This window comes from Patulibacter brassicae (assembly GCF_033949425.1).
Lineage (GTDB): Bacteria > Actinomycetota > Thermoleophilia > Solirubrobacterales > Solirubrobacteraceae > Patulibacter > Patulibacter brassicae.
This window is the reverse complement of record NZ_JAXAVX010000002.1, coordinates 64,356-83,752: the sequence shown is the minus strand read 5'-3', so window position 1 is coordinate 83,752 and position 19,397 is coordinate 64,356. Positions and strand designations below refer to the sequence as shown.

General features: G+C 76.2%; 17 protein-coding genes and 1 tRNA gene. 9 read left to right on the top strand and 9 right to left on the bottom strand.

Annotated elements, in window-relative coordinates:
• Position 1: 1 nt before the first annotated feature.
• Positions 2-496 (bottom strand): flavin reductase family protein, encoded by a 495-nt coding sequence (locus tag SK069_RS05385; RefSeq protein ID WP_319953169.1) that lies wholly within the window; start codon positions 494-496, stop codon positions 2-4.
• A gap of 259 nt (positions 497-755) precedes the next feature.
• On the bottom strand, positions 756-1,250 hold the full coding sequence (locus SK069_RS05380) for a hypothetical protein (RefSeq protein WP_319953168.1): 495 nt from the start codon (positions 1,248-1,250) through the stop codon (positions 756-758).
• A gap of 145 nt (positions 1,251-1,395) precedes the next feature.
• Between SK069_RS05380 and SK069_RS05375 the strand changes: the two genes are divergently transcribed.
• A complete protein-coding gene (locus SK069_RS05375) occupies positions 1,396-1,872 on the top strand; it encodes a c-type cytochrome (RefSeq protein WP_319953167.1) in 477 nt (158 codons plus the stop codon).
• 111 nt (positions 1,873-1,983) lie between these two features.
• Here the strand turns inward: SK069_RS05375 and SK069_RS05370 are convergent, their stop codons facing one another.
• Complete coding sequence (locus SK069_RS05370) at positions 1,984-2,754, bottom strand: TrmH family RNA methyltransferase (RefSeq protein ID WP_319953166.1); 771 nt, start codon at positions 2,752-2,754, stop codon at positions 1,984-1,986.
• A gap of 125 nt (positions 2,755-2,879) precedes the next feature.
• Between SK069_RS05370 and serS the strand changes: the two genes are divergently transcribed.
• Positions 2,880-4,196 (top strand): serine--tRNA ligase, encoded by a 1,317-nt coding sequence (gene serS / locus SK069_RS05365; protein ID WP_319953165.1) that lies wholly within the window; start codon positions 2,880-2,882, stop codon positions 4,194-4,196.
• Positions 4,197-4,292: 96 nt separating this feature from the next.
• Here serS and SK069_RS05360 read toward each other — a convergent pair whose 3' ends face one another.
• Positions 4,293-4,688, bottom strand: a complete 396-nt coding sequence (locus SK069_RS05360; protein WP_319953164.1) for a hypothetical protein — start codon at positions 4,686-4,688, stop codon at positions 4,293-4,295.
• Positions 4,689-4,925: 237 nt separating this feature from the next.
• Here SK069_RS05360 and SK069_RS05355 point away from each other — a divergent pair, with 237 nt between their 5' ends.
• On the top strand, positions 4,926-5,894 hold the full coding sequence (locus SK069_RS05355; protein WP_319953163.1) for a cation diffusion facilitator family transporter: 969 nt from the start codon (positions 4,926-4,928) through the stop codon (positions 5,892-5,894).
• 193 nt (positions 5,895-6,087) lie between these two features.
• On the top strand, positions 6,088-7,695 hold the full coding sequence (locus tag SK069_RS05350; protein WP_319953162.1) for an acyl-CoA synthetase: 1,608 nt from the start codon (positions 6,088-6,090) through the stop codon (positions 7,693-7,695).
• Between the two features lie 82 nt (positions 7,696-7,777).
• On the opposite strand, the gene SK069_RS05345 is transcribed toward SK069_RS05350, so the two are convergent.
• A complete protein-coding gene (locus SK069_RS05345; protein ID WP_319953161.1) occupies positions 7,778-9,328 on the bottom strand; it encodes an FAD-dependent oxidoreductase in 1,551 nt (516 codons plus the stop codon).
• A complete protein-coding gene (locus tag SK069_RS05340; RefSeq protein ID WP_319953160.1) occupies positions 9,328-9,822 on the bottom strand; it encodes an FMN-binding protein in 495 nt (164 codons plus the stop codon). The genes SK069_RS05345 and SK069_RS05340 overlap by 1 nt, the downstream gene beginning before the upstream one ends.
• 161 nt (positions 9,823-9,983) lie before the next feature.
• Here SK069_RS05340 and SK069_RS05335 point away from each other — a divergent pair, with 161 nt between their 5' ends.
• The gene (locus tag SK069_RS05335; protein ID WP_319953159.1) at positions 9,984-10,865 is read left to right on the top strand and encodes an FAD:protein FMN transferase; all 882 of its coding nucleotides are present in this window, start codon (positions 9,984-9,986) and stop codon (positions 10,863-10,865) included.
• Between the two features lie 109 nt (positions 10,866-10,974).
• On the opposite strand, the gene SK069_RS05330 is transcribed toward SK069_RS05335, so the two are convergent.
• From SK069_RS05330 to SK069_RS05320, 3 genes are all read right to left on the bottom strand, one after another.
• Positions 10,975-11,062 (bottom strand) — tRNA-Ser (locus tag SK069_RS05330).
• A 123-nt stretch (positions 11,063-11,185) separates the two neighbouring features.
• A complete protein-coding gene (locus SK069_RS05325; RefSeq protein WP_319953158.1) occupies positions 11,186-12,487 on the bottom strand; it encodes a DUF445 domain-containing protein in 1,302 nt (433 codons plus the stop codon).
• Positions 12,484-13,431, bottom strand: a complete 948-nt coding sequence (locus SK069_RS05320; RefSeq protein ID WP_319953157.1) for an Abi-alpha family protein — start codon at positions 13,429-13,431, stop codon at positions 12,484-12,486. Before SK069_RS05320 ends, SK069_RS05325 begins: the two co-directional genes overlap by 4 nt.
• A gap of 252 nt (positions 13,432-13,683) precedes the next feature.
• Between SK069_RS05320 and SK069_RS05315 the strand changes: the two genes are divergently transcribed.
• From SK069_RS05315 to msrA, 4 genes are all read left to right on the top strand, one after another.
• Positions 13,684-15,006, top strand: coding sequence for an exonuclease SbcCD subunit D (locus tag SK069_RS05315; RefSeq protein ID WP_319953156.1), 1,323 nt, complete (start codon positions 13,684-13,686; stop codon positions 15,004-15,006).
• A 7-nt stretch (positions 15,007-15,013) separates the two neighbouring features.
• Entirely contained in the window at positions 15,014-18,010 is a 2,997-nt protein-coding gene (locus SK069_RS05310) for an SMC family ATPase (RefSeq protein ID WP_319953155.1), read from the top strand.
• 102 nt (positions 18,011-18,112) lie between these two features.
• Positions 18,113-18,403: a hypothetical protein gene (locus SK069_RS05305; protein ID WP_319953154.1), complete on the top strand. Its 291-nt coding sequence runs from the start codon at positions 18,113-18,115 to the stop codon at positions 18,401-18,403.
• A 126-nt stretch (positions 18,404-18,529) separates the two neighbouring features.
• Positions 18,530-19,228, top strand: a complete 699-nt coding sequence (msrA, locus tag SK069_RS05300) for a peptide-methionine (S)-S-oxide reductase MsrA (RefSeq protein WP_319953153.1) — start codon at positions 18,530-18,532, stop codon at positions 19,226-19,228.
• Positions 19,229-19,397 lie beyond the last annotated feature (169 nt).

Here is a 19,397-nt window from a genome sequence, read left to right as displayed (position 1 = left end):
CTCAGGCGGCCGTCCCGGCGACGCCGAACGCGCCGCGGTGGAAGAGCAGGGGCGCGGCGGCCGGGTCCTCGCCGACGTCGCGGACCTCGCCGATGCCGATCGTGTGGTCGCCGCCCGGCAGCAGCTCGCGGAGCTCGCAGACGATCCAGGCGGCCGCGTCGTCGACGACCGGCACGCCCTCGTGGACGCGATGCAGCACCGCGGCGAGCTTCTCGGGCCCGGGGCGCTTGCTCGCGAAGACCCGGGCGACGTCCTCCTGGTCCTCCCGGAGGATGCTCACGCCGAAGCGGCCCTGGTGCCGGACCGCGGGCAGCGTCCGGCTGCCGTTGTCGAAGCAGACGAGCAGCAGCAGCGGATCGAGCGAGAGCGAGCTGACGGCGTTCGTCGTCAGTCCCGCGGGCCCGTCGGGACCGACCGCGGTGACGACGGCGACCCCCGTCGCGAAGCCCCCGATCGCGCGGCGGTAGGCGTCGGGGTCGACGGGGGACGCGGCCATCGCCGGAACCGTACGGCACGGCCGGCCGACGGGGACCGCGACCGGGACGCCGCGCCGCGCGGCGCACGCGCGTGCGCGCAGGGGAAAGCGGGGCCCCGGCGCCGACCAGTGGTTGCCGCCGTCGAAAGACCAGTCGCGGGCATCGAAGTGCGCGGGGCGAAGGGCCTTCGGGTCGGCGCCGGGGACGATGACCTGTTCGCCCTCGCGCGCGGACCTCCTTCTCGCGGATCGCACGAGATCGCGCGCTCGCCCGCGGACGTCAGCCGTCGCTCGCGCGCTTCTCGCCGACGAGCGGCTCGCACGTCGTCGGCGGCGGGCCCTCGACCCGCAGGTCCGCGACCGCGCCGAGCTCCTCGTCGCCGGGCATCGGGCTGACGATCCGGTAGCGGCCGGGTGCGAGGCAGACGTCCAGCACGTCCTTCGACTCGCCGGGCTGCAGCGGGCGGGGCACCCGCGCGAACCGCGAGCGGCGGTTCCCGCGCTTGTCGTCGTCGCTGACGATCCGCACGCCGTGCAGCAGCCGTCCCGTGTTGCGCGCGGAGATCCGCAGCTGCCCCGCGGGCGCGACGATGTTGCGCGGCTCGATCGAGTACTCCCGGAGCGTGAGCGCCAGCCGGCCGTCCGCGACGCGGTGCTCGGGGCCGGTGTTGCAGCCGGTCTGGACGAGCAGCACCGACGCGACCGCCACGGCGAGGGCGATCAGGACCCAGCGGAGGTCCCGGAGGGGTCCGGGCGCGGGCTCGGCGTCGGGCATCGGCGCGCATGATCGCCGATCGCCGCGATCGCCGTGGCCGACGACCGCGATCGCCCGCCCCCACGGGTCGCGCGCCCGACGCTCCCCGGGCCGACCGGGGTGGCAGCCGCCTTCGCGGGGGTTCTCGTCTAGGATGGCGCGCGTCATGCAGCGTCGCGCCCTCACGACCTTGGCGGCTGTCTCGTCGGCCTTCGTCCTCGCCTCGTGCGGTTCGGAGTCCGTCCAGACCAACCTGGATGCCGGCAAGATCCGTGCCGCGGACAACCCATCGGTGCTCCGGGGCGCCGAGCTCTTCGCCGAGCGCTGCGCCGGGTGCCACACGCTGGCCGTCGCCGGCACGCAGGGCGGGGCCTACCGGATCAAGGACCGCGAGCGGACCGACGGCCCGAACTTCGACCTCCGTCGCGAGACGAAGGGCTCCGTCCTCTACGCGCTGCGCAACGGCGGCTTCTCCGGGGCGATCATGCCCCAGAACATCGCCGTCGGGAAGGACGCGGAGGACATCGCGGACTTCCTCTGCAACAACTCCGGCCTGAAGGCCCAGGAGATCCCGAGCCCGGATCCGACCCCGACCGCCGAGCAGCGGTGCGCGATGGTCGATCCGCCCGCGCCGTCGAACTGACGCCGGCGTCCACCGATCTGCTCCGCGGGCGGCCTGAGGGCCGCCCGCGGTCGTTCCGGCCCCGCGCGCGAGGACCGCGCGGATCGTCCCGACCCGGTCCGACCGGGGACCTCAGCCGCGGCGGGCGATCTCGAAGACGACGAGCGTCGTGGCGCAGGCGACGTTCAGCGACTCGACGCCGCCGGCCATCGGCACGCTGACCCAGCCGTGCGCGTACGCCGCGGCCTCCGACGACGCCCCGTCGTGCTCGCCGCCGACGAGGAACGCCACCCGATCGGGCAGCTCGACGTCCCAGAGCGTGCGCTCGGCGGACGCGTCGAGGCCGAGGATCGCGAAGCCCGCGTCCGTGAGCTCCGACAGCGCCGTCGGCGCGTCCCGCGCGCGCAGCAGCGGCGCGCGCCAGGCGGTGCCGGCCGACGCCTTGACGACCTGCGGACCGAGCGCCGCGGTGCCGCGGTGCGGCACGACGAGCCCGTCGACCCCGGCGCCGGCCGCCGAGCGCACGATGAGGCCGAGGTTGCCCGGCGTCGTGACGCCGTCGACGACGAGCAGCCGCTGCCGGCGCCCGGGATCGCGAGCGAGCTCGTCGAGCCGCTCGGCGAGCGACCGCATCGCCGGGGCGACGACGTCGGCGACGACCCCCTGGTCCTGGCGGCCGTTGCCCGAGATGAGCGAGACCTTGTGCGCCCGCTCGCGACGGACCGGGACGCCGCGCGCCCGCGCGGCCTGCTCGGCCTCCGACGCGACGCGGCCCCCGCTCTCGGCCACGATGACCTCGGCGACCTCGAGCGTGTCGTCGGCGAGCGCCTCGAGCACCGCCCGCCGGCCGTAGACGGTGATGCAGCGGTCACGCCGCCGGCCGGGCTCGATCGTGGAGGGCACGGCGCGGAAGGCTACGCCGCCGCGGGACGACGGGTGGCCCGCCGGACGCCGGCGCGTCGGCCGCGCGTCGCGGCGGCGGGCGTCCGCGCGCGGCCGTCCGGCGGCGCTCGCTAGCCTCCGGCGCGATGCTCGACCTGAAGGCCCTCCGTCGCGATCCCGACGCCGCGCGCACGGCCCTCTCCCGGCGTGGGGGCGACGACGGGGCGATCCTCGACCACGTGCTCGAGCTCGACGAGCGGCGCCGGGCGATCCTGCCGGAGCTCGAGGCGCTGCGCGCCGAGCAGAACGCGGCGAACCAGGGCATCGCCCGCGCGCAGAAGGCGGCGAAGGACGGCAGCGGGTCGCAGGAGGACGCCGACGCCGCGATCGCCACGATGCGCGAGGTGGCCGGGCGCGCGAAGGCGCTCCAGGAGGAGCTCGCGCACGTCGAGACGACGCTGCAGCAGACCCAGGCGCGCCTGCCGAACCTGCCGCACCCGGCGTCCCCGCCGCAGGACGCCGTCCTGAAGACCGTCGGCGAGCCGCGGATCGACGGCCTCGGCCTGCGCGCCGCGCTGCCCGGCACGCCGCCGGCCGCGCCGCAGGACCACCTCGCCCTCGCCGGGGAGCGCGTCGACATGGAGCGCGGCGCGCGGCTCTCGGGCTCGCGCTTCGCGTACCTGCGCGGCGAGCTCGTCTTCCTCGAGCTCGCGCTGGTGCAGTGGACGCTCTCGAAGCTCCGCGATCACGGGCACGAGGCGGTCCTGCCGCCGGTGCTCGTGCGCGAGGAGGCGCTCTACGGGACGGGCTTCCTGCCCGACACGGAGCAGCAGATCTACGCGCTGCCCGACGACGAGCTGTACCTCGCCGGCACGAGCGAGGTCGCCCTGGCGTCGCTGCACGCCGACGAGATCCTCGAGGGCGGGACGCTCCCGCGCCGCTACGCCGGCTTCTCGCCGTGCTTCCGCCGCGAGGCCGGCGCCGCCGGACGCGACACGCGCGGCATCTTCCGCGTGCACCAGTTCGACAAGGTCGAGATGTTCAGCTTCGTCGCGCCGGAGGACGCCGAGGCCGAGCACGACCGGCTGCTGGCGCTCGAGGAGGAGATCCTCACCGAGCTGGGCATCCCGTACCGCGTCGTCGACATCGCCGTCGACGACCTCGGCGCGTCCGCCGCGCGGAAGTTCGACTGCGAGGCGTGGCTACCGTCGCAGGAGCAGTACCGCGAGCTCACCTCGACGTCGAACACCACCGACTACCAGGCGCGCCGGCTCGGTGCGCGGTACCGCCCGGAGGGCGGCAAGCCGGACGCGCTGGCGACGCTCAACGGCACCGCGGTCGCCGTCGGGCGCACGATCATCGCGCTGCTCGAGCACGGCCAGCGCGAGGACGGCAGCGTCGTCCTGCCGCCGTGCCTCGTGCCGTTCGGCGCGCCCGCGGTGCTCGCCCCGGCCGCCGCCTGAGCCGAGCCTCGCCAGGGACGCCCGGCCGGCGTTCCCGGCCGCGTCGGAGGGCGATCGCGGACGCGGCCGTCGCGCCGGGCCGGCGTCGGCGCCGCGTCAGCGCGTCCGCGACGCGAGCTCGCGCGAGGCGAGCAGGTCCGCGGTCAGCGGGATCGCGATGAGGATCGCGGCCGGCACCGCGAAGATCGTCGGGGCGTCGCCCTTCAGCGCCTGGAGCAGGCCGAAGAGCACGAGGTTCGCGCCGACGATGGTGCCCGGGAAGCGCCAGCTCCACAGGCCCTGCTGCGCGCCCCACGCGACGATGCCGGCGAGCACGAGGAAGACCGTGCCGTGCGTCCCGCCGACCGGTCCGACGAACGAGTCGCTGTCGATGACGTCGAGGTAGCCGAGCAGCAGCGGCACGAGGAGGAAGACGTCGATCAGCGCGAGCCCGCCGACGATCTTCAGGAACTTCCGGGTGCGGTCGGGATCGGCGGTCGAGACGTCGAACATGGCGCCGAAGAGTACGGCGCCGCAGCGGCCGAGGCGCCCCGCCCTCGCCCGTCGAACGTGGCGCGTCCGCGCTCGACCAGGGGCGCGCGCCCCGGCGCGCATGTCGCGTCGGCCGCCACCGCGGAGCGCCGCACCGGCCGCGACGCCTGCGGCGGATCTGGGACCGGTTCCCGTTCGAGAGGGAGTCCCGTCCTCGCGATCCATCGGGATCGGCGCCCGATGCGCCACGATCGAGGGGTGAGCGCCACGACGCACCACGGGCACGACCACGACCACGACCACCACCACGGGGTCGGGGCCGACGACGACCGCCGCTGGGTCGCGCTCGCCCTGGGCATCACCGCGACCTTCATGCTCGTCGAGGTCGTCGCGGGCATCGTCTCCGGGTCGCTGGCGCTGCTCTCCGACGCCGCGCACATGCTCACCGACGCCGGGGCGCTGGCCCTCGCGCTCGGGGCCGCGACGCTCGCGCTGCGACCCGCCGGCGGCCGCTACACCTTCGGACTGGCGCGGGCGGAGATCCTCAGCGGGCTGATCAACGCCGTCGCCCTGCTCGCGCTCGGGCTCGTCGTCGCGATCGAGGCGGTGCGCCGGCTCGTCGACCCGCCCGAGATCGAGGCCGGGATCGTCATCGTCGTCGGCGTCGTCGGCGCGCTGGCGAACATCGCCAGCGCCTACGCGCTCTCCCGGGCGCAACGGCGGTCGATGAACGTCGAGGGGGCGCGCCTGCACGTCCTCGCGGACCTCTTCGGATCGGTCGCGGCGATCGTCGCGGGCGTCGCCGTGCTCGCCGGCGACTGGCGGATCGCCGACCCGCTCGCGTCGCTCGTCGTCGCCGGCCTCATGCTGCGCGGCGGGCTGCGGCTGACGACCCGCACCGCCCGGGTGCTGCTCGAGGCCGCCCCGGCCGGGACCGATCCGGACGAGGTCGGCGCGACGATCGCCGCGGTGCCCGGCGTCAGCGGGGTCCACGACCTCCACGTGTGGGAGCTCACGACCGGCTTCCCCGCGCTCAGCGCCCACCTCGTCGTCGCGGTCGACGCCGATCCCGACGCGGTGCGCGGGCGGGTCGGCGCGGTGCTCGCGGAGCGCTACGGGCTCGACCACGCCACGCTCCAGGTCGAGCGGGGCGCGCAGGACGACTGCGTCGGCTGCGACGGGACGCACCACGCGCCCGCGGCGAGCGCGTCCGCGCCCGGACGCTGAGCGCGTCGTCGCCCCCGCGGTCCGGGGGCCCGCCCGGCCGGTCCCGACGGGCCGGCCGTCCGACGGCGGCCGACGGCCGCTGGGCGCGCCGGCGCGCCCGGTCGTCCCCGGCGGTGGACGCGGGACGCCCCGAGGTGGGAGGGTCGGGACGAGGCGTCCCAGGCGCTCCCCCACCCCGACGACCGAGATCCGCATGAGCACCGCGCACGACCCCACCACCCGCACGTACGAGCAGCTCGTCGCCGAGCACGAGTGGCACGTCCCGGAGCGCTACAACATCGCCGCCGACGTCTGCGACAAACACCCGGCCGACAAGCTCGCGATGGTCCACGAGGACCCCGACGGGAACGTGCGCCGGGTCGCGTGGGGCGAGCTGCGGGAGCTCGCCGACCGGTTCGCGAACCTCCTCGTCGCGCACGGCGTCCAGCGCGGCGACCGGGTCGCGTTCCTGCTGCCGCCCACGCCGGAGACCGCGGCCGCCTTCATCGGCACGTGGAAGGCGGGGGCCGTCCTGCTGTCGATGTCGGTGCTCTACGGCACCGAGGGCATCCGCCACCGCGTCGGCGACAGCGACGCCGCGATCGTCGTGACCGACGAGGCCCACCGCGACCAGATCGCCGGGGCGATCGACGGCCTCCCCGGCGCGGAGGACCGCGAGCTGCTCGTGCTGACGCCGGAGCTGCTGGCCGAGCAGCCCGCGACGTTCGAGACCGTCGACACCTCGAGCGAGGATCCGGCGCAGCTCTACTACACCTCCGGCACGACCGGCCTGGCGAAGGGCATCCTCCACGCGCACCGCTACCTGCTCGGGCACGAGGAGTTCGAGTACTGCCACGAGGTCCGCGACGGCGAGCGGTTCCGCTCGATGGGCGAGTGGGCCTGGGCGGCGGGCATCATCCCGCTCATGGGCGCCTGGCGCTACGGCGTCGTGCAGCACGTCGCCCAGCGTCGCGGCGGCTTCGACCCCGAGGCCGAGCTGGCGTTCCTCTCCCGCCACGAGGTGACGAACGTCTTCACGACGCCGACGGCGATGCGATCGATGATGGCCGTCGAGCGCGCCGCGGAGCGCTACCCGATCCCGCTGCGCCGGGCGTGCTCGGCCGGGGAGCCGCTGAACCCCGAGGCGATCCGCTGGTTCCGCGAGCAGTACCGCGTCACGGTGCTCGACTTCTACGGGCTCTCCGAGAGCTATCCCCTGTGCGCGAACTTCCCGTTCATGGAGGTCCGGGAGGGCTCCATGGGCAAGCCGATGCCCGGGTGGGAGGTGGCGATCCTCGACGAGGACGAGCGGCCGGTGCCGCCCGGCGAGCGGGGCGAGATCTGCCTGCGGGCGCACACGAACCCCACCTGGCCGCTGGGCTACTGGAACAACCCGGAGGCGACGGAGGAGACGTTCGGCGGCGCGTGGTTCCACTCCAAGGACGCGGCCCGGGTCGACGAGGACGGCTACGTCTGGTTCGAGGGCCGCGCCGACGACGTGATCCTCACCGCCGGGTACCGCGTCGGCCCGTTCGAGGTCGAGTCGGCCTGCCTCGAGCATCCGGCCGTCGCCGAGGCGGCGGTCGTCGCGAAGCCCGACGAGCGCCGCGGCTGGATCGTGAAGGCGTTCGTCGTGGCCGCGGCCGGCGTCGACGCCACGCCCGAGCTCGGGCAGGAGATCTCGCGGTTCGTCCGCGACAGCCACTCCGCCTACGCCTACCCGCGCGAGGTCGAGTTCGTCGACGAGCTGCCCAAGACGCTCACCGGCAAGATCCGCCGGATCGAGCTGCGCAAGCTCGAGGAGGAGCGCGCCGCCGGCTGAGCGCGCCCGTCGCGGCCGGCGCCCGGGATCGCCACCGTCCGGTAGCGCGAGGCGCCCGGCCGACGATCGCCGGCCGGCCGGCTCAGTAGCCCGCGAACTGGTCGGTGTGGACCCGCCGCGCGCCGCGGGCGCGGAGGGTCGCGGCGACGGCGTCGACCATCGCGGGCGGGCCGGACACGAACGCGCGGCGATCGGCCAGGTCGGGCGCGGCCGCCTCGAGCGTCGCGGCATCGAGCCGCTCGCCGGCGACGTGCCGCCACCCGGCGGGCAGCGCCCCCGGATCGGCCGGCGCCACGACGACGACCCGCAGGCCCGGGACGGCCGGCAGCCGATCGGCGTACGGCACGCCCTCCCCCGCGCTGACCCCGTAGACGAGCACGAGGTCGCGCTCGCCGTCGTCGTCGGCCATCGCCCGCAGCTGGCTGACGAACGGCGTGATGCCGATGCCGCCGGCGACGAGCAGCAGCGGCTGCGCGGCATCCCGCGGCAGGACGAAGTCGCCCGCCACGAGCGAGGCCCGCAACGTCGCGCCCGGCTCCAGGGCGGCGAGCGCGGCCTTGTACGCGCTGCCGTCCCGCGGCGCGTGGCGCACCCCGAAGGCGACCTCGCCGCCGGGCGCGGAGGCGATCGTGAGCATCCGCCGCTGGCCGCGCGCGTCCGACGAGCCGTGCGGCACGACGAGCTCGGCGTACTGCCCCGGCCGGAACCGCACGGGCCGCCCCGGCGCGAAGCGGTGCTCCCAGGTCGTGGGGCCGAGCTGCTCGCTGCCGACGTGCCGCAGGCGCACCGCGCCGAGCTGCCCGAAGCCGAACGCGAGCACGTTGCCGAGCAGCAGCGCGATCTCCGGCGTCATGTACGTGTCGCCGACGTGGAACGTCGGGGACGCGAAGAGGAACGCGACCACGGCGGCGACGAGCACGCGCTGCCACCGGCGCGGCGGGAGCGTCAGCGGCTCGGTGAGCATGAACGCCGCGAGGAAGAGGATCGGGTACGACGTCAGGGCCATCTCCAGCGCGTCGCCGAAGCCCGTGCCGGCCGCGTCGAGGTCGCTGACGACGTTCGCCGTCGCGAGCAGCACGAAGACGCCGACGAGCACGCCCTGCCGCAGGCGCACCACGACGAGCAGCAGCGCGACGACGACGAACCACCGCAGCTCGACCCCGGCCACCCACCACGTCGGGATCGCCCCGAGCTGGAGGATCGTCGCGAGCGCCGCGCCGGCCGCCGCCGGGTTCAGGACGTGGCGCCCGCGGACGGCGAGGACGTACTTCGACGTGCTGGCCACCGCGGCGACGAGCGCGAGGTCCAGCAGCGCGCCGCCGTCGGTCGTCGGGGTGAAGAGGAAGAAGAGCAGCAGGCCGGTGATGAGCGTCGACTCCGGCTGCCACGCGGCGCGCAGCACCCGGCAGAACGCGGCGTTCACCGCGAGCGCGACGCCGAGCGCGACCGCGAGGCTCGCGAGGACGTCGCCCGGCCCGGGCGCGAGCTCCCCGACGATCGAGAGGACGAGGGCGACCGCCACGAGCACCGCGAGGACGAGCAGGACGAACCGGTGCATGCCGATCCGGCCGAGCCGCTGGTCCAGCGGCGCGAGGGCCCGGGTGAGGGCCGGCGGGACGATCGCCGCCTGCATCAGCCGGCCGCCTCCGCCTTGATCGCGTCGATCGCCTGGTTGAAGCCCCCGCTCGTGAGCGACGAGCCGGCGACCTTGTCGACCTGCAGGTCGTCGATCGGCTTGCCGACGACCTCCGCGTCGATGCCGGAGATGAACTTCGCCTGGAAGTTCTTGGAGTTCGGGTGCTTGGCCTTCGACGTCACCGTGAGCTTCGTGACCGTGCCGTCCTTCAGCGTCAGGGCGACGCCGACCGCTTCGGTGCCACCGGGCGACTGGTACGAGCCGTCGGCGGAGTAGTCCCCGTCGCGGTAGGCGCCGTCGGACGAGGCGCCGCTCGCGCCCCCGGTCGTCGTGGCCTCCGACGAGGCGGCCCCCGCGTCGGTCGTGGCGGCCGAGGGCTGGGTGGCCGCGCCGTCGGTCGAGGCGTCGTCGGAGCCGCAGCCGGCGACGGTGACGGCGATCGCGGTGGCGGCGGCCCCGGCGATGAACGGGCGCAAGCGGGTGGACGGCACGTGGGGACTCCTGGCGGGGATCTGCGGGGTGGATGGCTCGCGGCGACGGTCGTTGTCGCTGCAACAGCATCACCCATCACACGGACTCGGCGGTAAGAACGCGATAAGGGCCTCCCCGGACGCCGTCGCGACCGCCCGCGCGAGCCGTCAAGCTGGGCGCGATGACGACGCCCGACGTCCTCGAGCTCGACGCGATCGGCACCCGCTGGCGGATCGACGCCGACCAGCCGCTCGCCCCGCACGCGGACGGGATCGCCGCGCTCATCGACGCCTACGACCGCGCCTGGTCGCGGTTCCGCGACGACTCGCTCGTGGCGAGGATCGCCCGCGAGGGCGGGGCGCATCCGCTGCCCGCGGCCGGCGAGCGGCTGCTCGGGCTCTACGACGCGCTGCACGAGCTCACCGCCGGCGCCGTCACGCCGCTCGTGGGGGCCGCGCTCGAGCACCACGGCTACGACGCCGGCTACGCGCTGACGCCGCGTCCGGGACCCCCGCCGGCGGTGGCGGACTGGCGCACGGCGGTCCGCTGGGACGCCACGACGCTCCACGCGGACGCTCCCGTCCTGCTCGACGTCGGCGCCGCCGGGAAGGGGCAGCTCGTCGATCTCGTCGGCGCGCTCCTCGTCGAGCGCGGCGTGGCGTCGTTCGTCGTCGACGCCGGCGGCGACCTCCTGCGTCGTGCGCCGGCCGAGGCCGGCCCGCTGCGCGTCGCGCTCGAGCACCCCGGCGACCCGTCGCAGGCGATCGGCGTCGTCGAGATCGGGCACGGCGCGCTGGCCGCCTCGGCGGTGAACCGCCGCGCGTGGGCCGATCGGCACCACGTGCTCGACGGCCGCGACGGCCGGCCGACCGGCGAGGTCGTCGCGACGTGGGCGGTCGCCGACGAGGCCCTGCTCGCCGACGGCCTGGCGACCGCCCTGTTCTTCGTCGGCCCGGAGGAGCTCGCGACGCGCTTCCCGTGCGCGGGGGTGCGACTGCTCGCGAGCGGTCGCGCCGAGTGGTCCTCGCGCTGGCCCGGCGAGCTGTTCCTCGCCGGCCGCTGAGGCCGGCCGGCATCCGCCCGGACCGGTCCGGGCGAGGCGCGATCGCCGTGCGCGGGAAGCCCGGAACGACCGATCCCCCGTCGAAGCGGGGGACCGGGCGGGGGGAGAGCGGAGGGGGCGGGATTCGAACCCGCGGATCGGTGCTCCCGACCTCTGGTTTTCAAGACCAGCGCAATCGTCCACTCTGCCACCCCTCCAGCAGAAGACGCATGGTCCGCGGACAAGAGTAGAGCGCCGGAGCGCTCGGGGCCACCCGGATCGGTGAACGGCCGGTGTCGCTTCCCACGACGCGTGCCCGCGCCGCGACGCGCGGGCCGGGGTCAGCCGAAGATCGCGAGGTGCAGCAACCCGGCGCCGAAGCCGAGGACCGCGCCGTGGAGGAAGAGCAGCCACTCGTCCTCCTTCATCGCGGTGCGCAGCATCTCGACGAAGTCGCGCCCCGACATCTCCCGCATCCGGTCGCGGATGAGGATCCGGATCGCCTTGCTCTGACGCTCGTTGAACTCCGGGTCCTGGAGCGGCGTGAGCGTGTACTCGACCGCCTCGACGGCGACCGACTCCCGCACGGCGTCGTACTTCCGCGCGCCCATGAGCATCCGCACCGCGGCGCGCGCCGGCCCCGTGGCGCGGTCGATCGCGGGGCGCATCGCGTCCTCGATCATCCGCCGCGTGCGGTCCGACCGCGGGCCGTGGAGCAGCTCGTGGCCGATGTTCGCGATCGTCACGATGTTCTCGGCGATGATCTTCGAGTAGATGTCGGCGACCTCGTGCTGCCGGCGCAGGAAGAGGCCCTGGATCTTCACCCCGAGGATCCGGCGCGGCTCGATCGGCTCGAAGATCATCCAGATGCCGACGAGGTTCGTCGCCCAGCCGACGAACGTGCCCATGATCGGCAGCACCCACCAGTGGTGCCAGGCCCCGGTGACCCACACGACCGGGAAGCCGAGGAGGAAGGCGAACCAGAAGCCGAAGTTGATCATGAACTTCAGCTCCTTCTCGCCGACGTCCTCGAAGACGCGGTTGGCGAGCTCGGGCTGCTGCTCGAGGTGCCGGATGACCATGAGCTTCACGTCGAGCAGCTGGTCGATGTTCGTCCCGATCTGGTCGGTGACGTTGCCGACGATCTCCGGCAGCTGCTGGCGCACCCGCCCGTGGACCGCCTCCCGGACCGCCGGCGGCAGGTCGTGCCAGAGCTGCGGGTGCTCGCGCTCCATGATCCGCTCGACCATCTCGCGCAGGTCCTCGCGCGTGGCGACGAGGATCTGCTCGGCGATCTTCTCCGGCTCGAGCTGCTGGTAGAAGTCCGCGGCGCTGCCGAGCTTCGCGATCCCCTTGTCGACGGCGATCGAGCCCATCTTCGCCGACCGCGACGGGATGATCCCCTGCCACCCGACGCCGCCGTGCATGACGCCGGGGATCTGCTGGACCTTCCGCGGCGCGAGCTTCACGAGCGTCGCGAGCCCGGGCAGGCGGAACCCCTTGAACTCCAGGGGGTTGAAGAGCATCCAGACGGCCGACCAGTTCGTGACGTAGCCGATCCCGCCCATGAACAGCGGCACCGTGATGAGGTGCAGCAGCTCGATCTCGGCGCCGAGGACGTTCCAGCTCGTCGCGAGCGTCATGCGGCACCCCGGCCGCCGCGCGCGCCCCCGACGGCGCCGAGGCTCGCGCCGTCCGGGGCCTGCAGGGGCAGGCAGACGCGGCAGAAGTCCTCGCCGAACGGCGTCAGCGCGATGCTGCGGCGGACGGTCCGGGGCGCGCGGCCGGCTCGGCGCATCGCCTCACGGACCTCCGGCTGCGCCTCGAGCACCTGGTAGGCGCGGAGGTCCTGGAGCTCGTCGTGGGAGAACCAGACGAGGCCCAGCCGGAAGAGGTTGTTGAGGTACGCCGGCACCCGCTCCCCGTAGCGGACCCCCGCCTCGGCGCCGAGGATCGTGAGGTTGCTCGCGATGAGCTCCGAGCCGATGCCCAGCGGCCGGCCGGTGCGGATGTCGACCGAGGCCTGCGGTCCCTTCGTCGCGAGCAGCCGCAGGAGGCGCGCCTCGTCCGGCGCGAGCTCGTCGAGGATCCGGGCGTACGCGGGGTGGGCGTCCTCCTCGAGCGCGACGTCGGCGGCCCGGTCCAGCAGCCCGGCGCCGCGACGGCGCAGCTGCTCGGCCGGATCGACCGGCTCGGACGTGGACGACGCGGAGGATCCCGGCGCGAAGGCGCGGGTCGTCTGCCCCACGCGGTCGGGGACGAGTCGGCGCAGCCGCTCCTCGACGTCCTCGACGCCGAGCAGCTGGCGAGCGCTGCGCCGGGCCTGGCGACCGGCCTCCTCGGCGAGGCGCTCGGCGATCCCGGCGCCGGGCAGGCGCCGGGCGATGCCCAGGCCGGTGCGGACCGACGTCTCCGCCGTCCACGTCAGCGCGCGGACGTACGCGCCGCCGGCGATCCGGGCGAGGCCGGGGACGACTTCGAGCGCCTGCTCGCGCGTCCCCGCCTCCGCGGGGACGTCATCGACGTCGGCGCCGCGCGGGGCGTCGGCGCGGAGCGGGCGGGAGGAGCGAGGTCGGTCGTCGGTCACGCTGGCGGTGCTGCGGCTGGGACGGCGTCGGGCCCGTGCGCGACGTGCCGCCGCGCCCTTCGCTCCCGCCGGCCGGGCGCGGGCGCCCGGCGCGGCCAATCGTAGGCCACCGCGACCGCCGGTCGCAACACGGGGAGCGCGGAGGCGCTCGCCGCCCACGGGGCGCGCGCACCCGGCCGCGGCGCGGTCCGGTCCGAGCGCGCCGGCACGGCCCGGGGACGTCCGATCCGGGCCGTAGCCTCGGGCGAGCCGATGCGGCTCCTGCACACCGCCGACCTGCACCTCGGCCGGTCCCTGCACCGGCTCCCGCTGCTGGACGCCCAGGCGGCGGTCCTCGACCAGCTCGTGGCCGTCGCGCGCGACGAGCAGGTCGACGCGGTGATCATCGCCGGCGACGTCTTCGACCGCGCCCTCCCGCCGGTCGAGGCGGTCCGCCTGGCGGGCGAGCTCCTGCGGCGGCTCGCCGAGATCGCCCCCGTCCTCGTGATCAGCGGCAACCACGACTCCGCGGCGCGGCTCGGCTTCGCGGGGGAGCTCATCGCGGCGGGCGGGGTGCACCTGCGCACGGAGCCGGGGCGCTGCGCCGACCCGCTCGTGCTCGAGGACGAGCACGGGCCCGTCGCCCTCTACGGCATCCCGTACCTCGATCCCGACCTGGCGCGCGCGGAGCTCGGCGTGCAGGAGCGGACGCACGACGCCGTCGTCGGCGCCGCGATGGACCGCGTCCGCGCGGATCTCGTCGCGCGCCGCGCGACGACGGCAGCGCCGGTGCGCTCGGTCGTCGCCGCGCACGCGTTCGTCGTGGGCGGCGAGCCGTCGGCGTCGGAGCGCGACATCGCCGTGGGCGGCGTCCAGACCGTGGCCCGCCGGGCGTTCGACGGCGTCGACTACGTCGCGCTCGGGCACCTCCACCGGCCCCACCAGCTCGGCGCGGCACCGGTCGCGGTCCCCGTGCCGGAGCCGGCGGCGGCCGAGATCGACGCGCTCGCCGACCTCGGCGGCCTCTTCGCGCTCGCCGCCGAGGACGTCCGCGGGACGACGGCCACGGCCGCCCCGGCGGCGCCCCGCGCGCGCGAGCCGCTGCTGCGCTACGCCGGCTCCCCGCTGCCCTACTCGTTCCCGGAGGTCGGCGACAAGTCGGTGTCGATCGTCGACCTCGACGCCGACGGCGTGGCGGACCTGCGCACCGTCGTCCTCGAGGCGCCGTTCCGGCTCGTCCGGGCCCGCGGCACGCTGGAGGAGCTGCTGCTGGACCCCCGCCTGGACGAGCACGAGGGCGAGGACAGCTGGCTCGAGCTGACGCTCACCGACCCCGAGCTGCCCGCGCGGCCGATGGAGCGGCTGCGGCGCCGGTTCGCGCGGATCCTCGTGCTCCAGCACGAGCCGGAGGGCGGCGTCGACCGGACGCGGGCCAGCAGCGCGGCCCAGCGCGTCGCCGGGCGCACCGACCTCGAGATCCTCGAGCGGTTCGTCGCCGACGTCCGCGGCCGCGCGGTCGAGGAGGACGAGCGGCCGCTGCTGCAGGACGCCCTCGAGCACGCGCTGCGGACCGCCGACCGCGACCGCGACCGCTGAGGCGCCGGTGCGGCTGCATCGGCTGGAGCTCGAGGCGTTCGGCCCGTTCGCCGGGCACGAGGAGGTCGACTTCGACCGGCTCTCCGACGCGGGGCTGTTCCTCCTCTCCGGACCGACGGGCGCGGGCAAGACGAGCGTCCTGGACGCCGTCTGCTTCGCGCTGTTCGGGCAGGTCCCGGGCGCCCGCGACACCGCCGCTCGCCTGGCCAGCGACCACCGGGACCCGGCGACGACGCCGCGCGTGACGCTCGAGGCGACGATCGCCGGTCGGCGGATCCGCGTCTCCCGCACGCCCCCGCACGCGCGCCCGCGCAAGCGCGGCGAGGGGGACGAGCTCGTCTCGGTGAGCGCGACCGCGACGCTCGAGGTCGACGCCGGCGACGGCTGGACGCCGGTGGCGTCGCGGATCGAGGAGGTCGCCCACGAGCTCGACGCCCTGCTCGGGATGACCGCCTCGCAGTTCCTGCAGGTCGTGATGCTCCCGCAGGGGGCGTTCTCCGGCTTCCTGCGCGCGGACGCGAAGTCCCGGCAGGCGCTGCTCGAGCGGCTGTTCGACGCCGGCCGCTTCTCCCGCGTCGAGGACCGCCTGCGCGACCAGGATCGCACCGCCGCATCGGTCGTGGCGCAGGCGCGGGTCGCCGCGAGCACCGCCCTCGCCGCCGCGGCCGGCCGCTGGGAGTCCCCGCAGTCGCCACCGGAGCTCACCGACGGGGACGACGTCGACGACGTCGCGACGTGGCTCGCGGGCGAGGAGGAGCGCCTGCGTCTCGCGCACGAGCAGGCGGCCGCCGCGCTGGAGTCCGCGCGCGACGTCGCGCGCGAGGCGGCGGCGGCCCGCGACCAGGCGCGCGAGGTCGCCGAGCGCCAGCGCCGGCGCCGCGATGCGCTGGAGCGGCTGCGCGCCGGCGACGAGGACGCCCAGCGCGAGCGCGCCGCGCGGCTCGACGCGCACCGGCGCGCGGTCCCGCTGGCCGGGCACCTGTCGCAGGTCGCGGCCGCGCGGGCCGCCGCGGGCGACGCCGAGCGGACGCTGGCGAAGGCCCGCGCCTGGATCGACGGGCTCGAGGACGACGCGCTGGCCGGGACGGCGCCGGACGGGTGGGGCGCGGGCGCGCGCGAGCGCGCGGAGCAGGCCGCCGCGCTGCGCGACCTCGCCGAGCTGGAGGCCGGGCTGCCCGGGCGCCGAGGCGAGCTCGAGCGGCGTCGGCTCGCGGCGCGGGCCGACGCCGAGCGCGCGGCGGCCGCACGGGCCCGTGGCGACCAGGCGGAGGCGCAGGAGCGGGACCTGCGCGACCGCGTCGAGCGCGGACGTCGTGCCGCGACCACCGCGGCGGAGCTCGCCGCGCAGGCCACCGCGGCCGGCGAGCGGGCCGCCGCCGCCCTCGAGCGCGACCGGCTCGAGCGCGAGGTCCAGGCCTGCGTCGCGCGCGCGCAGGCGGCGGTCGACGCCCACCAGGCGGCGCTGGATGCGGTGCTCGACCTGCGCCGGCGGCGGCTGGAGGGCTACGCGGCCGAGCTCGCGGCGGGGCTGCGCGACGGCGAGGCGTGCCCCGTGTGCGGCGGCGATCACCACCCCGCTCCCGCGCGGCCCGGGGACGGCCACGTCGACGCCGCGCAGGAGGAGCGCGCGGAGGCCGAGGTCGAGCGCCTGCGCGGCCGTCGCGAGGACGCCGAGCGCCTGCTCGGCGAGCGCCGCCAGGAGCTCGCCGCGGCGCAGCAGGCCGCCGGGCTCGGTGCCGCCGAGGCCCTCGCCGCCGAGCGCGACGCGCTGGAGCGCCGGCTCGCGGAGGCGCGCGAGATCGCCGGCGCCGGGGAGGGGGCGGCCACGGCGCTCGCCGAGCTCGAGCGCCGGCGGACCGCCGATCGCGAGACGGAGCAGGAGGCGCTGCGCGCGGCGAGCGCGGCCACGGCTCGTGCCGATGCGCTGGCCGAGGAGCTGGACGCCGTCGCGGCCCGCGTCGCACAGGCCCGGGGCGACGCGCCGAGCGTCGCCGCGCGGATGCGGGCGCTCGAGCACGAGGCGCGGTACCTCGAGAAGGCGGCGGCGGCCCACGAGGGCGCGCAGGCCGCAGCCGCCGCGCTGGACGCCGCCGAGGCACGGCTCGCCGCCGCGCTGGCCGAGCACGGCTTCGACGCGCCCCCGGATCCGCGCACCATCCTCGCTCCGCGCGACGCGGCCGCGCTGGAGCAGGAGGTCGAGCGGGACGCCCGGGAGCGCCGGTCCGCCGAGGCCGCGCTGGCGGCCCCGGAGGTGGCCGCGGTCGCGGAGCTGCCGCCCGTCGACCTCGCCGCGGTCGAGCGACGGACCGCCGAGGCCCGCGACGCCGTCGAGCGCGCCACGGCGGTCGCCGACGCCGCCCGCCGCCGCCACGCCGACGTCACGGAGCGTCTCGCGGGCCTGCGCACGGTGCTCGACGCGCTCGGACCGCTGACCGACGCGGCGCGGCGCGCCCACGCGCTCTCCGAGCTCGCCCGCGGGGGCAGCGGCAACGCGCGGCGCATCCAGCTCTCCGCCTGGGTCCTCGCGGCCCGTCTGGAGCAGGTCGCCGCCGCCGCGACGATCCACCTGCGGCGGATGTCGTCGGGCCGCTACGCGCTCGTGCTGCACGAGGAGGCCGCCAGCGCCCGCGGCAAGGGCACGGCCGGACTCGGCCTCCGGGTCCAGGACGGCTGGACGGGCGAGGAGCGCGACACCGCGACGCTCTCCGGCGGCGAGTCGTTCTTCGCGTCGCTCGCCCTCGCCCTCGGCCTCGCCGAGACGGTCTCCGCCGAGGCGGGTGGCGCCCAGCTGGGGACGCTCTTCATCGACGAGGGCTTCGGCTCGCTCGACGAGCAGACCCTCGACGAGGTGCTCGCCGTCCTCGACGAGCTGCGCGACGGCGGGCGCGCCGTCGGCATCGTCTCCCACGTCCCGGAGCTGAAGCAGCGCGTCCCCGCCCAGCTGCTCGTCGAGAAGGCCCGCGACGGCTCGCACCTGCGCCACGCCGCCGCCGCGCCCCTCTGACCGCTGCTGGGCCCGTCTCCTGGTCACGCCGCCGACGACGCGCGCGAGCTCGAGGTCGCGTTCGTCGCGCTCTGTCACCGAGAGGGGTTCCCCGCCCCGACGATGAACGCGTCGGTCGCCGGGTACGAGGTCGATGCGACCTTCGTCCCGTGGTCGCTCGCGGTCGAGCTCGACGGTCGCGCGTTCCACACCGGCCTCGCGGCGTGGGAGGACGACCATCAGCGACGCGCCGACCTCGTCGTCGCGGGATGGCGGTTCATCGCGCTGACCCACCGGCAGGTGACCGCCGGCGGCGGCCGTCGCGCGGCGGCGCTCCTCGAGCGACTCCTGCCGCGCGCCGCACCGCCGACCGGCCGGTCCGACGGCCGCGATGGTCGAGTCGCCCCCCGCTGACGTGGGAACGGCGACCCGCCCGGTCGGCGTCCGGCGCCGCGTCCGGTTCGCCACCGGTGCGGTGGAGAACCGGACCAGCCGCCCGCACCGAGCGGGGCGGCTGGACGGCGGCGCTACGGTAGATCCATGCTGTTCCGTCAGAAGGCCACCGCGCTCATCGACCCGGCCGAGACGCTTCCCGGCCGGGACCAGCTCATGCCCGTCGTCGACGAGCACCCCGTCCTCGGTCGGTCGATCGTGCCGCCGCTGCCCGAGGGCAGCGCCCACGCGTTCTTCGGGATGGGCTGCTTCTGGGGCGCCGAGCGCGGGTTCTGGCAGACGCCCGGCGTGCTCGTCACCGCCGTCGGCTACCAGGGCGGCGAGACGCCGAACCCGACCTACGCCGAGGTCTGCAGCGGCCAGACGAACCACACCGAGGCGGTCCTCGTCGCATGGGACCCGCAGGCGGTGACGTTCGAGGACCTGCTGCGGGTCTTCTGGGAGGGGCACGACCCGACCCAGGGCATGCGCCAGGGCAACGACGTCGGCACGCAGTACCGGTCGGCGATCTACACGACGACCGAGGAGCAGTTCGTGCAGGCCGAGGCCTCGCGCGTGAACTACGGCAAGGCGCTGGCTGCCGCCGGCCACGGCCGGATCACGACCGAGATCCGTGGCGACGCCGACGGTCCCGGCGCGTTCGGCGGCGCGCTGCTCGGCGGCGCGATCCCGTTCTTCTACGCCGAGCCGGACCACCAGCAGTACCTCCACAAGGTCCCGAACGGCTACTGCGGCCACGGGGAGACCGGCGTCAGCTGCCCGGTCGGCCTCGTCGCCGCCGGCTGAGGCGGCCGGGCCTCCCGGCCGCCGCACCGCGGCGCGACGGACCCCGTGCCCGTTCGCGACCCGCGGCGCACGGCGGAGCCCACCGCACCGCCGCACCACGCCCGTCGCGCGCGGGTCGGTCGCGCGTCCGCACGCTCCGACGCCGCGACCGAACCGACGTCCGCACGCG

Coding starts and splice junctions, on each gene's coding strand:
- SK069_RS05385 (WP_319953169.1), bottom strand. CDS start 496: ATGGCCGCGTCCCCCGTCGACCCCGACGCCTACCGCCGCGCGATCGGG.
- SK069_RS05380 (WP_319953168.1), bottom strand. CDS start 1,250: ATGCCCGACGCCGAGCCCGCGCCCGGACCCCTCCGGGACCTCCGCTGG.
- SK069_RS05375 (WP_319953167.1), top strand. CDS start 1,396: ATGCAGCGTCGCGCCCTCACGACCTTGGCGGCTGTCTCGTCGGCCTTC.
- serS (WP_319953165.1), top strand. CDS start 2,880: ATGCTCGACCTGAAGGCCCTCCGTCGCGATCCCGACGCCGCGCGCACG.
- SK069_RS05360 (WP_319953164.1), bottom strand. CDS start 4,688: ATGTTCGACGTCTCGACCGCCGATCCCGACCGCACCCGGAAGTTCCTG.
- SK069_RS05350 (WP_319953162.1), top strand. CDS start 6,088: ATGAGCACCGCGCACGACCCCACCACCCGCACGTACGAGCAGCTCGTC.
- SK069_RS05345 (WP_319953161.1), bottom strand. CDS start 9,328: ATGCAGGCGGCGATCGTCCCGCCGGCCCTCACCCGGGCCCTCGCGCCG.
- SK069_RS05335 (WP_319953159.1), top strand. CDS start 9,984: ATGACGACGCCCGACGTCCTCGAGCTCGACGCGATCGGCACCCGCTGG.
- SK069_RS05325 (WP_319953158.1), bottom strand. CDS start 12,487: ATGACGCTCGCGACGAGCTGGAACGTCCTCGGCGCCGAGATCGAGCTG.
- SK069_RS05315 (WP_319953156.1), top strand. CDS start 13,684: ATGCGGCTCCTGCACACCGCCGACCTGCACCTCGGCCGGTCCCTGCAC.
- SK069_RS05305 (WP_319953154.1), top strand. CDS start 18,113: ATGAACGCGTCGGTCGCCGGGTACGAGGTCGATGCGACCTTCGTCCCG.
- msrA (WP_319953153.1), top strand. CDS start 18,530: ATGCTGTTCCGTCAGAAGGCCACCGCGCTCATCGACCCGGCCGAGACG.